The organism is Brevundimonas sp. (assembly GCF_032017145.1).
Lineage (GTDB): Bacteria > Pseudomonadota > Alphaproteobacteria > Caulobacterales > Caulobacteraceae > Brevundimonas.
Map to the genome: position 1 here is coordinate 1 of NZ_DALZQC010000014.1, position 13,386 is coordinate 13,386.

At 68.4% G+C, this 13,386-nt stretch carries 13 protein-coding genes; 7 read left to right on the plus strand and 6 right to left on the minus strand.

Annotation, left to right across the window (positions count from 1 at the left end; genetic code table 11):
• The 5 genes from RTU05_RS04090 to RTU05_RS04110 form a co-directional block, all read left to right on the plus strand.
• The coding region (locus tag RTU05_RS04090) for a flagella basal body P-ring formation protein FlgA (protein WP_312595959.1) at positions 1 to 348 on the plus strand (348 nt) is incomplete at its 5' end.
• Positions 349 to 360: 12 nt separating this feature from the next.
• Entirely contained in the window at positions 361 to 1,080 is a 720-nt protein-coding gene (gene flgH / locus RTU05_RS04095) for a flagellar basal body L-ring protein FlgH (protein ID WP_312595961.1), read from the plus strand.
• Between the two features lie 157 nt (positions 1,081 to 1,237).
• Positions 1,238 to 1,666, plus strand: coding sequence for a hypothetical protein (locus RTU05_RS04100; protein WP_312595963.1), 429 nt, complete (start codon positions 1,238 to 1,240; stop codon positions 1,664 to 1,666).
• Positions 1,667 to 1,678: 12 nt separating this feature from the next.
• Positions 1,679 to 2,188, plus strand: coding sequence for a hypothetical protein (locus tag RTU05_RS04105; RefSeq protein ID WP_312595965.1), 510 nt, complete (start codon positions 1,679 to 1,681; stop codon positions 2,186 to 2,188).
• Positions 2,189 to 2,239: 51 nt separating this feature from the next.
• Entirely contained in the window at positions 2,240 to 4,024 is a 1,785-nt protein-coding gene (locus RTU05_RS04110; RefSeq protein ID WP_312595967.1) for a DUF885 family protein, read from the plus strand.
• 162 nt (positions 4,025 to 4,186) lie between these two features.
• On the opposite strand, the gene RTU05_RS04115 is transcribed toward RTU05_RS04110, so the two are convergent.
• The 5 genes from RTU05_RS04115 to cysG are packed head-to-tail and all read right to left on the minus strand — an operon-like array spanning position 4,187 to position 9,609.
• The gene (locus tag RTU05_RS04115; RefSeq protein WP_312595969.1) at positions 4,187 to 5,185 is read right to left on the minus strand and encodes a cysteine synthase A; all 999 of its coding nucleotides are present in this window, start codon (positions 5,183 to 5,185) and stop codon (positions 4,187 to 4,189) included.
• A 36-nt stretch (positions 5,186 to 5,221) separates the two neighbouring features.
• On the minus strand, positions 5,222 to 6,301 hold the full coding sequence (locus RTU05_RS04120; RefSeq protein ID WP_312595971.1) for a phosphoadenylyl-sulfate reductase: 1,080 nt from the start codon (positions 6,299 to 6,301) through the stop codon (positions 5,222 to 5,224).
• Positions 6,285 to 7,955: a nitrite/sulfite reductase gene (locus RTU05_RS04125; protein WP_312595973.1), complete on the minus strand. Its 1,671-nt coding sequence runs from the start codon at positions 7,953 to 7,955 to the stop codon at positions 6,285 to 6,287. The genes RTU05_RS04120 and RTU05_RS04125 overlap by 17 nt, the downstream gene beginning before the upstream one ends.
• Positions 7,955 to 8,230 (minus strand): DUF2849 domain-containing protein, encoded by a 276-nt coding sequence (locus RTU05_RS04130; protein ID WP_312595975.1) that lies wholly within the window; start codon positions 8,228 to 8,230, stop codon positions 7,955 to 7,957. The genes RTU05_RS04125 and RTU05_RS04130 overlap by 1 nt, the downstream gene beginning before the upstream one ends.
• Positions 8,227 to 9,609: a siroheme synthase CysG gene (cysG, locus tag RTU05_RS04135; RefSeq protein WP_312595977.1), complete on the minus strand. Its 1,383-nt coding sequence runs from the start codon at positions 9,607 to 9,609 to the stop codon at positions 8,227 to 8,229. Before cysG ends, RTU05_RS04130 begins: the two co-directional genes overlap by 4 nt.
• 135 nt (positions 9,610 to 9,744) lie before the next feature.
• Here cysG and gcvA point away from each other — a divergent pair, with 135 nt between their 5' ends.
• Both gcvA and RTU05_RS04145 read left to right on the plus strand, forming a co-directional pair.
• Positions 9,745 to 10,674, plus strand: a complete 930-nt coding sequence (gene gcvA, locus RTU05_RS04140; protein ID WP_312595979.1) for a transcriptional regulator GcvA — start codon at positions 9,745 to 9,747, stop codon at positions 10,672 to 10,674.
• An 18-nt stretch (positions 10,675 to 10,692) separates the two neighbouring features.
• The gene (locus RTU05_RS04145; RefSeq protein ID WP_312595980.1) at positions 10,693 to 11,427 is read left to right on the plus strand and encodes an NYN domain-containing protein; all 735 of its coding nucleotides are present in this window, start codon (positions 10,693 to 10,695) and stop codon (positions 11,425 to 11,427) included.
• A 7-nt stretch (positions 11,428 to 11,434) separates the two neighbouring features.
• On the opposite strand, the gene dxs is transcribed toward RTU05_RS04145, so the two are convergent.
• Positions 11,435 to 13,345, minus strand: a complete 1,911-nt coding sequence (dxs, locus tag RTU05_RS04150; protein ID WP_312595982.1) for a 1-deoxy-D-xylulose-5-phosphate synthase — start codon at positions 13,343 to 13,345, stop codon at positions 11,435 to 11,437.
• Positions 13,346 to 13,386 lie beyond the last annotated feature (41 nt).

The following is a 13,386-nucleotide window of genomic DNA, read 5'->3' on the forward strand; positions in this document are numbered from 1 at the left end:
CGCCGCGTCGCCGTGCGCCGCGCCGAGGCGCCGGTCCAGGGCATGGCGGACGCCGCTTCGGCTCCCGCCGCCGTCCAGCCCGTCGCCCGCGCCGCCTATCGGCCCGCCGCCGCCCAGCAGGTCATCGCCCGCAACGACATGGTGCGCGTCACCTATCAGGTCGGCGGCGTGAACCTGGCCGTCATGGGCAAGGCCATGCGCAGCGCCGGTCTGGGCGAGCCCGTGGCCATCATGAACACCACCTCCAACCGCGTCATCGACGCCGTGGCTTCCGGTCCCGGCCAGGCCGTCGCCGGCCCGGCCGCCGACGCGGCGCGCGCCGCCCCTCAACAATTCGCCGCCCGCTAGGGAAACCTCGTCATGCGCAAGATCCTTCTGACCCTCGCCGCCGTCGCCCCTCTGGCCGCCTGCTCCACCGTCGCCGAGACGGTGCGCGGCCCCGAACTGGCGCCCATCGGCTATCCCGCCGCCCTGGTGCCGGTGCAGCAGGCCTATCTGCCGGCGCCCGACACCGCCGCCAGCGCCAACAGCCTGTGGCGGACCGGCGCCCGCACCTTCTTCGGCGACCAGCGCGCCCGCCACGTCGGCGACATCCTTACGGTCAAGATCGACATCGACGACCGCGCCCAGACCCAGAACTCGACCCAGCGTTCGCGTTCGAACAACATCTCCGGCGGCGTCTCGCACCTGTTCGGCCTGGAAAGCAGCCTGGGCCGCGCCTTCCCCGGTGGATTCGATCCGTCGAACATGGTCGGCATGGACGGCGCGTCCAAGTCCACCGGAACCGGCACCGTCAACCGGGCCGAGAAGGTGTCGCTGACCATCGCCGCCGTCGTCACCGACGTTCTGGCCAACGGCAATCTGGTCATTCAGGGTCGGCAGGAAGTGCGCACAAACCGCGAAGTCCGCGAACTGACCGTCGCCGGCATCGTGCGGCCCGAGGACATTTCGTCCGCCAACGCCATCAATCACACCCAGATCGCCGAAGCCCGCATCTCCTATGGCGGACGGGGCGACGTCAGCCGCATCCAGGCCCCGCCCGTGGGCCAGGCTCTGGTCGAGCGGTTCAGCCCGTTCTGACCTGACAGGGTGGGTTGAACCGTCTGCGGATAACCGCGTTCCTTTCGGCTGAGCGCCTGTCTGGAGGATTGCGGCTGTCTGGTCTCTTGCGGTTTCACGCGGTCATGGCGACAGTGCGCGCGACGCGACGGTGCGCGTCGTCGGCGGGGGCTGACGCATGATCCTTATCGCTTCGGCCCTTATGGCCCTGGCGGTCCAGGCCGCGCCTGCGAGCGGCTGGACCTGGAGTCTGTATGAAGGCGAAGGTCCGCTGGTGATGGCCAACGATATTCCCGACACGGCCGAACTGCGCTCGACTCTGCAATGCCAGGCCGGGTCGGGCGCGGTGACGATCTCGATCTATGGCGAACCGGCGACGGCGGGGTTCGCCCGCATCACGGCCGGCGGCAACACCGCCGCCAGCGAGGCGAAGGTCGGACGCGGCGGCAAGCTGGAGACGGGCATCCCCGTCGAACACCCCGCCTTCACCGCCTTCGTCGCCGACGGCCGGATGACCATCGCCGTAGGCTCGGACGTCCGAACCGTGACCGTCGAACGCCCCCATCTGGCCAAGCTGCGCCGCTTCGCCGACCGCTGCGCCGGATAAGAGAGGTCGCCCATGCGTGTCTCCCGCCTGATCCCCGCCCTGATCGCCGTCTCGGCCCTGGCCGCCTGCGCCACCCACGCCCCCGCCCCCGCCCCTTCGCCGAGCATGGACGCCGCCCAGGGCGAGCCCGTCGCCACGGCCGGTCTGGACTGGTTCATGAACCGCGACGGCCGCGAGGTCAGCCTGGCCTATGGCGTGGCCAACAGCGACGAGGTGAAACTGCATCTGCTCTGCCAGGCCGGCTCCGGCGCGCTGGAGATCACGGCGGCCAGCGAGAAGCCCGCGCTTGAAATCCATCTGGAATCCGGCGGCGACACCGAACGCTACGCCGCCACCTCGGAGCCGGCCGTGGTCCACGAAGGCGAACTGTTGACCGCCCGCGCCAGGACCAAGGACCCGGTGTTCCTGCGGTTCCGTCGCCTGGGCTGGATAGCCGCCTGGGCGGACGATGCGCGGGAACTGTATGTCGCCCATCCGCCGGCCAAGGCCGGGATCGAACAGTTCTTCACCGTCTGCGGTTGACGCCGCGACGCCGCTCGGCTTGCACTGCGCCCTGCACTGGAGGGGCGCAAAATGAAGATGTCTCAGCTGGCCTTGGCGGCCCTGATCGCGGCGGGGGCGCCGACCCTGGCCATGGCTCAGACGCCGCCGACCGCCGTTGCCGCCCCTGCCGACGCAGCGCTGAACGCCGTGGTCGCCGATTACGAGACCTATCTGAAGTCGGTCGATCCCTTCTCGGCCGGCGGCGAAGGCGATGTGGAGGCCATGGGCCGCGTCCCGGACCTGAGCCGCACCTTCGAACTGGCCCAGCGCGCGCCGCTGGAAGGGTTCGTTCGGCGGCTTGACGCCATCGACCCGGCAAGTCTTTCCCACGCGGGCGCCATCAACCACGCCTTCCTGCTCTACAGCCTGAAACGCAGCATAGAGGGGCTGGATTACGACACCGGACGGCTGGCCTTCGACAGCGAGGGCGGGCCGGGAACCTGGGCGCTTTACGTCGGCGGCGGCACGCGGCTGAACTCGGTCGCGGAGGCCGAGCGCTATATCCAGCGCATACGCGGTTTCGGCGACATCTACACCCAGACCACCGACAATGCGCGGCGCGGCCTGGACACCGGCATGGTTCAGGCCCGTTCGGTCACGCAAAGCGCCGTCGCCCTGGCCCGCAACGACGTGGCCATCGCGCCCGACGCCGAACCGCTGCTGAAACCCTTCGACACCCTGCCCGCGACCGTGCCCCAGGCCGAAAAGGAGCGGCTGAAGGCCGAAGGCGCCGCCGTCGTGGCCGCCGTCATCGTGCCGGCGCGCCAAGCTTGGCTGACCTTCCTCCAGACCGACAATCTGCCAAAGGCGCCGGTCGAGCCCGGCATCGGCAATCGCCCTGGCGGCAAGGCGCTCTACGCCTATCTGGTGCGCGGCCATACCACCACCGACCTGACGCCGGAACAGATCCACCAGATCGGTCTGGACGAGGTGGCCCGCATCCGCGCCCGCATGGAGGTCGAGATGAGAGCGGCCGGCTGGACCGGCGACTTCGCCGGCTTCCTCAACTTCCTGCGTACCGATCCGCAGTTCTATGCGACCAGCCGTGAACAGTTGCTTGAGAAAGCGTCGGAAATGGCGAAGCGGGCTGACGGCGGCCTCCCGGCCCTGTTCGCCACCCTGCCTCGCCTGCCCTATGACGTGCAGCCGGTCCCGGCCCAGATCGAGAAAAACTACACCACCGGCCGCTACAACTCCGGCTCTATGCAGAACGGCATTCCCGGCCACTACATCGTCAATACGTCCAAGCTGGACCAGCGCCCGCTGTACGAACTGCCCGCCCTGACGCTGCACGAAGCCGTTCCGGGCCACCACCTCCAGATCGCGCTGCAACAGGAAGGCGGCGGCCAGCCCTATTTCAGGCGTCAGGCCAATGTCACCGCCTTCACCGAGGGCTGGGGCCTGTATTCCGAATATCTGGGTGAGGAGATGGGCTTTTACCGCACCCCCTATGAGCGGTTCGGCCGTCTGTCCTACGAGATGTGGCGCGCCTGTCGGCTGGTGGCCGACACCGGCCTGCACTGGATGGGCTGGACCGAGGAACAGGCCCGCGCCTGTTTCCGCGACAACTCGGCCCTGGCGCCCCACAATATCGAGACCGAACTGCAACGCTACATCGGCTGGCCGGGTCAGGCCACGGCCTACAAGATCGGCGAGATTCGCCTGCGCGAGATCCGCGAACGGGCCGAGCGGGAACTGGGGCCGAAGTTCAACATCCGCACCTTCCACGACGCCCTGCTGGTCGAAGGCCCCCTGCCGCTCGCCCTTCTGGACCACCGCATGGATATGTGGATCGCGGAGCAGAAGGCGAAATAGCGGAACCATCGTCTCCTCCCCGCTTCGCGGGGAGGTGGCGCGGCGCTTTTTCAGCGCCGTGACGGAGGGGCTCTGGCCGCATCACAGGCGCCTGTGGGACCTCAAGAGCCCCGCCACCGCTTTGCGGTCCCCCTCCCCACAAGTGGGGAGGATACGATGGGTTCACGCCCAGTCCGGCTCGGGCAATCCCTTGGACCGCAGGAAGGCCGGATTGAACAGTTTGGACGCATAGCGCGATCCGGGGTCGCACAGGCAGGTGACGATGGTCTTGCCCGGCCCGATCTCGCGCGCCAGCCGCACGGCGCCGGCGATGTTCACCCCAGCCGATCCCCCCAGCGACAGGCCTTCGTGCTTCACCAGATCGAACAGGATCGGCAGGAACTCGGCGTCCTCGATCCGATAGGCGTGATCGGGTCGGAACCCTTCCAGATTGCCGGTGATCCGCGCCACGCCGATGCCTTCGGTGATCGACGAGCCTTCGCCGGTCATCTCGCCCTTGTTGAACCAGTTGAACATGGCCGCGCCCGCCGGATCGGCCAGGGCGATGGTCACATCGGGCTTCTTCTCGCGCAGATAGGCCGAGACGCCCGCGATGGTGCCGCCAGACCCCACCGCTGAAACAAAGGCGTCAACGCGCCCCTCCGTCTGGTCCCAGATTTCCGGCCCCGTCGTCTGATAGTGGGCGTCGCGATTGGCCGTGTTGTCGAACTGATTGGCCCAGATGGCCCCGGCCTCTTCGCTGTCGTTCAACTCGGCCGCCAGACGCCCGGAATAGTGGACGAAATGGTTGGGGCTGGAAAACGGCGCGGCGTCCACCTCGACCAGTCGCGCGCCCAGCGAACGGATGGCCGACTTTTTCTCTTCCGACTGGGTGCGGGGAATGACGATGACGACCGGATGGCCCAGAGCCGCCCCGACCAGGGCCAGGCCGATGCCGGTGTTTCCCGCCGTGCCCTCCACTATCGTTCCGCCGGGCCGCAGGGCGCCCGACGCGCGCGCCGCCTGGACGATGGACAGGGCGGCGCGGTCCTTGATCGAACCGCCGGGGTTCATGAACTCGGCCTTGCCCAGAATTTCGCACCCCGTCTGGTCGGACAGGCGGTTCAGGCGCACCAGCGGCGTATGGCCGATCAGGTCGATGACGGTAGGCGTGACGGACACGTTGAAGCTTTCAGGCGAGGTCGAGAACAGGTCGGATCAGGCCGCAGCCTGACGTTTGCCTAGGTGGATGCCGCACTCGACCTTGTCCATACCCGACCAGCGCCCGGCGCGGGCGTCCTCTCCGGTCTGGACCGCCCGCGTGCAGGGCCAGCAGCCGATGGAGGCATAGCCCTGCTCGACCAATGGATGGCGCGGCAGGTCGTTCTCATCCAGCCAGGCCTCGACGTCGTCGGCGTTCCAGTTCGCCAGCGGATTGATCCGCAGCACCCCATCCAGCACCTCGAACGGCTTCAGCCGCGCCCGCGTCGCGGCCTGATAGCGTTTGCGGCCCGTGATGATGGCGTTGAACCCCGCCGTCGCCCGCGCCATCGGCCGCACCTTCCTGAGGTCGCAGCAGGCGTCGGCGTCGGTGCGCCACAGGTCGTCGCGCGCATCCAGCGTCGCCTTCTCGTTCGCATCGGGCGTGACCAGCCGCACATCGGTCAGACCCAGCGCCTTGGTCAGTTGGGTGCGATAGGACAGGGTCTGCAGGAAATGCTGGCCGGTCTCCAGAAAGACCACCGGCACGGCCTTGTTCTCGCTGGCGATAATGTCGAGCAGGGCCGCCGATTCCGCTCCGAACGACGAGATGGCTCCGACCCGCAGTCCCAGCGCAGGGTCCAGCGCCGCCTTGACGATTTCAGGCGCCGACTTGCCCTCGGTCTCGTGGTTCAGCCGTTCCGCCAGCGCCTCCAGGTCGCGGTCGTTCGAGGCCGCGTGGCGGCGCCGCCAGATGGTCGGCGCAGGATCGACGGCGGGCTGATAGGCGCCGCTGAACGCCTGATCCATCCGGCCCCAGGCGCCCGAGTCGGCTCCCGGCGACAGCTCCACCGCATCGAAGCCAGAGCGCCGCAGGTGCCGCGCCTGATCCGGCAGCACCTTGCCCGCCGCGATCAGCCGCCCGACGTATCCCCGCTCGCGCAGCACCGCCGCCAGTGAAAAGCCGCGCCCGTCGCGAAAGGCGTCGAACTCCAGCACCAGCACGTCCTCGGTCGCGGCCGCCGCCTCGACCTCTTCCAGCGGCGTCGTGACCGACAGACGCAGGCCGTTCTGAATCCCTTCAAGCGTTTGCAGCATCGAGCGTCTCATAGATGGCGTCGCGGAAGGGGTCGGGACCGACGCGGCGAACCGTGTCGATGAACCGTTCGCCTTCCGTGCGGATTTTCAGATAGCGGTCCAGCGTCCGCTGAATGGCGGGCGCCACCTCGTCGGACGGCAGGCTCTTGCCCACGATGTCGCCCAGCGCCGCCTGTTCGTCGGGCGAGCCGCCGACGGTGATCTGATAGTATTCCTCGCCCTTACGATCGACGCCCAGCACGCCGATGTGGCCGACGTGGTGGTGACCGCAGGCGTTGATGCAGCCGCTCATATTGATGCGAACCGGTCCCAGCGTCTCTTGATAGTCCAGGTCGGCCAACCGCTTGGACAGGGCCTGGGCTACCGGGATCGAGCGGGCGTTGGCCAGGCTGCAATAGTCCAGTCCGGGGCAGGCGATGACGTCGGTCGCCAGGTCCGCATTGGCCGTCGCCAGACCCGCCTCATGCAGGGCCCGCCACACCGTCGGCACGTCGTCCAGCTTCACATGCGGCAGGACCAGGTTCTGCTCATAGGCGGCGCGCAGTTCGTCGAACGAATAGCGCTCGGCCAGATCCGCCACGGCCTCCATCTGATCCGCCGTGATGTCGCCCGGCACCCCGCCGACCGGCTTCAGCGACACCACCACCGAGGCGTAGCCCGACTGGCGATGGCGACGCACATTGTTGCGCGCGAACCGGGCGAAGTCGGGATCGGCCAGCAGGGCGCGGTCGAAAGGAGCGCTGACCTTGGGCAGATCGGCAAAGGGCGGCGGGGCGAAATAGGCCCGAATGCGATCAAGCTCATCGTCCGGCACGCGCAGGTCTTCGCGGCGCAGGGTGGCGTAGTGCCTCTCGACCTCCTCGCGGAAGGCGTCGACGCCCAGGGAGGCGACCAGGATCTTGATCCGCGCCTTGTGGATGTTGTCGCGCCGCCCCAGCAGGTTCCACGCCCGCAGGATGGCGGTCAGATAGGCCAGCAGGTCGGCCGCGGGCACCGCCGCCGCGACTTCCTGCGCGATATGCGGCAGACGCCCCTGCCCGCCGCCGACGAAGACGCGGAAGGCCGTGCCGCCGTCCGGGCCGCGCACGATCTGCAGGCCGACATCGTGGGTGCGGATCGCCGCCCGGTCCTTTTCGGCGCCGATCACCGCGATCTTGAACTTGCGCGGCAGGAAGGAAAACTCGGGGTGGATGGTCGACCACTGACGGATGATCTCGCACCAGGGACGCGGGTCCTCGATCTCGTCGTCGGCGGCGCCCGCGAACACGTCGGTCGTGGTGTTGCGGATGCAGTTGCCGCTGGTCTGGATGGCGTGCATCTCCACCTCGGCCAGATCGCTCAGGATCGCCGGCAGGTCGGTCAGGGCCGGCCAGTTGTACTGGATGTTGCACCGCGTGGTGAAGTGGCCGTAGCCCTTGTCATAGGTGCGCGCGATGTGGGCCAGCCGTCGCATCTGGCGACTGCTCATCACGCCGTAGGGAATAGCGACCCGCAGCATATAGGCGTGAAGCTGCAGATAGACGCCGTTCATCAGCCGCAGCGGCTTGAACTCGTCCTCGGTCAAAGCGCCGGACGCGCGTCGCGCCACCTGATCGGAGAACTCCTCGACCCGTTCGCGCACCAGCGCATGGTCGAACTCGTCATAGCGATACATCAGCCCACGCCTCCCGCGACGCTGTGACCCACGGTCGGTCCGGCCGAGCGGATACGCTCCTTCAAACGGTCGCGGCCCGAGGGCGTGCGGTCGCTGACCTCGAACAGATAGGGGTTTACAAAGACATCGGGCCGTCCGGCTGCCTCGGCCAGCACGATCTCCGCCGCGGCGTCATCCAGCACCGACGCCTGATCGATATGATCGACAGGCTGATTGTCCACGCCCGCATAGATGACGCGGCCGTCCGACAGGCGGTTCGCGGTCACGATCTTCATGCCGCCGCCTCCGAAATATCCGCCTGCGTCGCCGAAAAGGCCGCCGTCTCGCCGACGAACAACAGGGCCGGTCCCGTCAGCTCGGCGCCCCGCACCAGCGCGCCCAGCCCGTTCAGCCGTCCCGTCAGAACACGCTCGTCCGGGCGGCTGCCGTTTTCGACCACGGCCACCGGCGTCGAGCCTGCGCGCCCTGCGGCCATCAGCTTGGCCGCCGTCTCCTCGGCGCGATCCGTTCCCATATAGATGGCCAGGGTGTGGTTCGGCGCGGCCAGGCGCGACCAGTCGGCGTCGACGCCGCCCGGCTTGGCCTGCGCCGTCACGAAGGTCACCGCCTGGGCGTGATCGCGGTGCGTCAGGGGAATGCCCGCAGAGGCCGCGCAGGCCAGGGCCGCCGTCACGCCCGGCACGACGAAGACCGGCACGCCCGCCGCCCGCATGGCCTCCAGCTCCTCGCCGCCGCGCCCGAAGACGAAGGGATCGCCGCCCTTCAGCCGCACGACGCGATGCCCGGCCTTCGCCTCGGCGATCATCAGGGCCTCGATCTGGTCCTGCGGCACGGAATGGTCGCCGCGCGCCTTGCCGACATACAGGCGTTTGGCGTCGCGCCGCGCCCGCTCCAGCACCGCCTCCGGGACCAGCCGGTCGTGGACGATGACGTCGGCGTCCTGCAGCACCCGCAGCGCCTTCAGCGTCAGAAGCTCCGGGTCGCCCGGTCCCGCGCCGACGATATGGACCACGCCCTGTTCCGGCGCGGCGACGTTCAGCAGACGCAGCATCTCGCGCCGCGCCTCGGCCGTGCGTCCGGCCGCCGCCAGATCGGCCGCCGGTCCCCGGAACGCCTTTTCCCAGAACCGCCGCCGCGCCATGAAGTCCGGCACGCTGGCCTTGACCGTGTCGCGCAGCTCGCGCGCCATCCGCGCCACATTGGCCAGACCCGCAGGCAGCACATTTTCGATGGCCGTGCGGATATCGCGGGCCAGGATCGGCGCCGAGCCGCCCGTCGCCACGCCGACCACCACCTCGTCCCGGTCGATCAGGGCCGGGGTCTGGAAATCGCTGAGAGCAGGCTGGTCCACCACATTGACCTGCGCCCCCGCAGCCCGCGCCAGGGCCGCCAGTCGTCGAACCTCATCCAGATCACCCAGGGCGATGAACACCAGGCGCGCGCCCGCCAGTTCATGGGCTTCCGGCGCGCGCAGAACCGGCGTCGGCGCCCCCTGCGGCGTCTCGATGGCCTGGGGCGCGCCATCGGGCGCGAACCACCGGACCTCGGCCGGGCCGTTGAGGAACAGCCGCAACTTGGCCAACGCCGGCTCCCCGCCGCCGATGATCACGATTTTGGCGGCCTCCAGCGGAATGGAGGCGAGAAAGACACGCATCGTCTGGCTTTCTGGAGCGATCGGGAAGGAAAAGCGCCGGATTCTGGCGCAAACTCAGGCTTGGAACCTTCGACGTCATCGCGGGCGCCCGCAAACCAGATTGCCTTTGTCTCGCTGATAGGATTTCTAACGGCGATGGCCCGATCCCTGCTCCCGCTCAACGCCCTGCGCGCCTTCGAGGCCGCCGCGCGTCACCTGAACTTCTCGCGCGCCGCCGACGAACTGTCGGTGACGCCGGGCGCCGTCAGTCAGCAGATCCGGCTGCTGGAGGACATCGTGGGCGGCCCCCTGTTCGTGCGCGAGGCGCGCGGTCTTCAACTGACCGACTTGGGCCGATCCTCCGTGCCGCTGCTGCGCGAAGGCTTCGAACGGCTGATGGACGCCTCGGCCCTGTTGCGCGAGCCGCCGCGCAGGAAACAGGTGTCGATCAGCGTGGCGCCGGGTTTCGCCTCCAAATGGCTGATGCCGCGCATGGACGACTTCCACACCGCCCATCCCGAGATCGAGCTGTGGATTTCCGCCGACATGGAGACGGCGGACCTGTCGGAGGGCAAGATCGACTTGGCCGTCCGCTATGGTCCCGGCGACTATCCCGGCCTGACCGTTGACCGACTGATGACCGAGACGGTCCTGCCCGTCTGCGCGCCGTCGCTTATGGACGGGGAACATCCGATCCGAAGGCCCGCCGACCTGATCCGCCACACCTTGCTGCACGACATGTCCAACGACGGCGACCCCAGCCGCCCGGACTGGGCCATGTGGCTGAAGGCGCGCGGCGTGCGCCATCCCGATCCGCGCCGGGGCTCGCGCTTCAACCAGTCGGGCCTGTTGATCGAGGCGGCCATCGCCGGTCGCGGCGTGGCCCTGGCGAAACGCACCCTGGCCCAGGCGGACCTGGCGTCCGGTCGCCTGATCGCCCCCTTCCCCGATGGCTCGGAAGCCGTGGGTTTCGCCTATTATGTCGTTCAACCCCGCGACCGCCCGCCCTCGTCCAGCGCGACCGCCTTCGTCGGCTGGCTGAAGAAGCAGGCGGTCGATCACGACAATACGATGGGCCAACTCTAACCCGCCAAGGAGGCTGTCATGGCCAATGGAAAGCCCGCGCGCCTGGCCGTGCTGATCGACGCGGAAAACGCCTCGTCCCGCATCGCAGAGGCGCTGTTCACCGAGATCGCCACTCTGGGCGAGGCCTCGGCGCGTCGCGTGTATGGCGATTTCTCCAGTCCGCAGATCGCCGGCTGGACCAAGGTGCTGGCCCGCTGGGCCATCCAGCCGCAGCAGAACTTCGCCAACACCAAGGGCAAGAACTCCGGCGACATCGCCCTGGTGATCGACGCCATGGACCTGCTGCACTCGGGCAGGTTCGACGGCTTCTGCCTGGTGTCGTCGGATTCGGACTTCACCCGTCTGGCGGCGCGCATCCGCGAGGAGGGCGTGGACGTCTATGGATTCGGCGAACAGAAGACGCCGGAAAGCTTCCGTCAGGCCTGCACCCGCTTCATCTACACCGAGAACCTGACCACCCAGGCCGAGCCGGACGGCGACACCGGCAAGAAGGCGGCCGCCGAACCCGCTGCGGTCAAGCGCAAGCCAAGCGAAGCGACGCGGCTGATCGCCTCGATCATCGCAGACATGGACGAGGACGGCGACGGTTGGGTCAGCGCGGGGGCCATCGGCAATCGGCTGCGCAACGCCTATCCCGACTTCGATCAGCGCACCTATGGCTACGCCAAACTGTCCGACCTGATCCGCGCGACGGGCCGGTTCGAGGTCGACAGCAAGGGGCCGGGCGGCATGAGAATCCGCGACCGCGCCTGAGACCTTCTCAGGCCCTGACGGCGCGCGGCGTTTCGATACCCAGGGCGGTCAGGGACGCCGCCGCGATATGTTCGGCGTTCAGACCGGCCTTGGCGTACATGGCCACCGGCGAATCCTGATCCTGGAAGATGTCCGGCAGGTTCAGGGTGCGAACCTTCAGGCCGCGATCCAGAGCGCTCTTCTCGGCCAGCAGCTGCAGCACAAAGGCGCCGAAGCCGCCCATGGCGCCTTCTTCCACCGTGATCAGGCATTCATGCTCGCGCGCCAGGCGCAGGATCAGGTCGGCGTCCAGCGGCTTGGCGAAGCGGGCGTCGGCGACGGTGGCCGACACGCCCCTGGCCGCCAACAGGTCCGCCGCCTTCAGCGATTCCTGCAGACGGGTGCCCAGCGACAGGATGGCGACCGAGGTCCCCTCGCGCACGATCCGGCCCTTGCCGATCTCCAGCGGGGCGGCCAGTTCCGGGATTTCCACGCCCACGCCGTCGCCGCGCGGATAGCGGAAGGCGCTGGGGCGGTCGTCGATGGCCAGGGACGTCGAAATCATCGCCGCCAGTTCGGCCTCGTCCGCCGCCGCCATCAGCACCATGCCGGGCAGCGCCCCCATGAAGCCTATGTCGAACGATCCGGCGTGGGTCGATCCGTCCGCGCCCACCAGACCAGCCCGGTCCATGGCGAACCGCACCGGCAGCGACTGGATCGCCACGTCGTGGACCACCTGGTCGTAACCGCGTTGCAGGAAGGTGGAATAGATGGCGCAGACCGGCTTCATCCCGTCCGCCGCCAGACCGGCGGCGAAGGTCACGGCGTGCTGTTCGGCGATGCCGACGTCATAGGTCCGCTCGGGGAAGGCCTGACCGAACAGGTCCAGACCTGTGCCCGACGGCATGGCGGCGGTGATCGCCACCACGGTCGGATCGACCTTGGCGTGTTTGATCAGCTCGGTCCCGAACACCTTGGTGTAGCTGGGCGCGTTTGAGATGGCCTTGGCCTGTTTGCCCGACACCACGTCGAACTTGACCACGGCGTGCAGCTTGTCGGCGCTGGATTCGGCGGGGGCGTATCCCTTGCCCTTCTGCGTCACGACATGGACCAGAACCGGCCGGTCCTCGATGGCGGCCGCCTTCTTCAGGATCGGCACCAGATTGTCCATGTCGTGACCGTCGATGGGGCCGACGTAATAGAAGCCCAGCTCCTCGAAGAAGGTGCCGCCGGTCACCATGCCGCGCGCGTATTCCTCGGCCTTCTTGGCCGCCTTGCGGAAGGGCCGCGGCAGGTGCTGGGCCACCGTCTTGCCCAGGCGGCGGACGTTCTGATAGGCGCCGCCCGACACCAGACCGGCCAGATAGGCGCTCATCCCGCCGACCGGCGGCGCGATCGACATGTCGTTGTCGTTCAGAATGACCATCAGCTGGCCGCTGGTCGCCTCGGCGGCGTTGTTCATCGCCTCATAGGCCATGCCGGCGGACATGGAGCCGTCGCCGATGACGGCCACGACGCGGTTCTTTTCGCCCTTCTGGTCGCGCGCGGCGGCGAAGCCCAGGGCGGCGCTGATGGAGGTCGAGGCGTGGGCGGCACCGAACGGGTCGTATTCGCTCTCGCTGCGCTTGGTGAAGCCCGACAGGCCGCCGCCCTGGCGCAGGGTGCGGATGCGGTCGCGACGTCCGGTCAGGATCTTGTGCGGATAGCACTGGTGACCCACGTCCCAGATCAGGATGTCCCTGGGCGTCTCGAACACATGGTGCAGCGCCGTGGTCAGTTCGACCACCCCCAGCCCCGCGCCCAGATGCCCGCCGGTGACGGACACCGCGTCGATGGTCTCGGCCCGCACCTCATCGGCCAGCTGTTTCAGCTGGGCGATGTCGAAGCCCCGCATATCGGCGGGAACCTTGACGGTGTCGAGCAGGGGGGTGTCGGGCATGGGCGGAACCTTGATGGTCTTCTTGTCGTAACCCGCGTTCA

Coding starts and splice junctions, on each gene's coding strand:
- flgH (WP_312595961.1), top strand. CDS start 361: ATGCGCAAGATCCTTCTGACCCTCGCCGCCGTCGCCCCTCTGGCCGCC.
- gcvA (WP_312595979.1), top strand. CDS start 9,745: ATGGCCCGATCCCTGCTCCCGCTCAACGCCCTGCGCGCCTTCGAGGCC.
- RTU05_RS04120 (WP_312595971.1), bottom strand. CDS start 6,301: ATGCTGCAAACGCTTGAAGGGATTCAGAACGGCCTGCGTCTGTCGGTC.
- dxs (WP_312595982.1), bottom strand. CDS start 13,345: ATGCCCGACACCCCCCTGCTCGACACCGTCAAGGTTCCCGCCGATATG.
- RTU05_RS04145 (WP_312595980.1), top strand. CDS start 10,693: ATGGCCAATGGAAAGCCCGCGCGCCTGGCCGTGCTGATCGACGCGGAA.
- RTU05_RS04110 (WP_312595967.1), top strand. CDS start 2,240: ATGAAGATGTCTCAGCTGGCCTTGGCGGCCCTGATCGCGGCGGGGGCG.
- RTU05_RS04105 (WP_312595965.1), top strand. CDS start 1,679: ATGCGTGTCTCCCGCCTGATCCCCGCCCTGATCGCCGTCTCGGCCCTG.
- RTU05_RS04130 (WP_312595975.1), bottom strand. CDS start 8,230: ATGAAGATCGTGACCGCGAACCGCCTGTCGGACGGCCGCGTCATCTAT.
- cysG (WP_312595977.1), bottom strand. CDS start 9,609: ATGCGTGTCTTTCTCGCCTCCATTCCGCTGGAGGCCGCCAAAATCGTG.
- RTU05_RS04100 (WP_312595963.1), top strand. CDS start 1,238: ATGATCCTTATCGCTTCGGCCCTTATGGCCCTGGCGGTCCAGGCCGCG.
- RTU05_RS04125 (WP_312595973.1), bottom strand. CDS start 7,955: ATGTATCGCTATGACGAGTTCGACCATGCGCTGGTGCGCGAACGGGTC.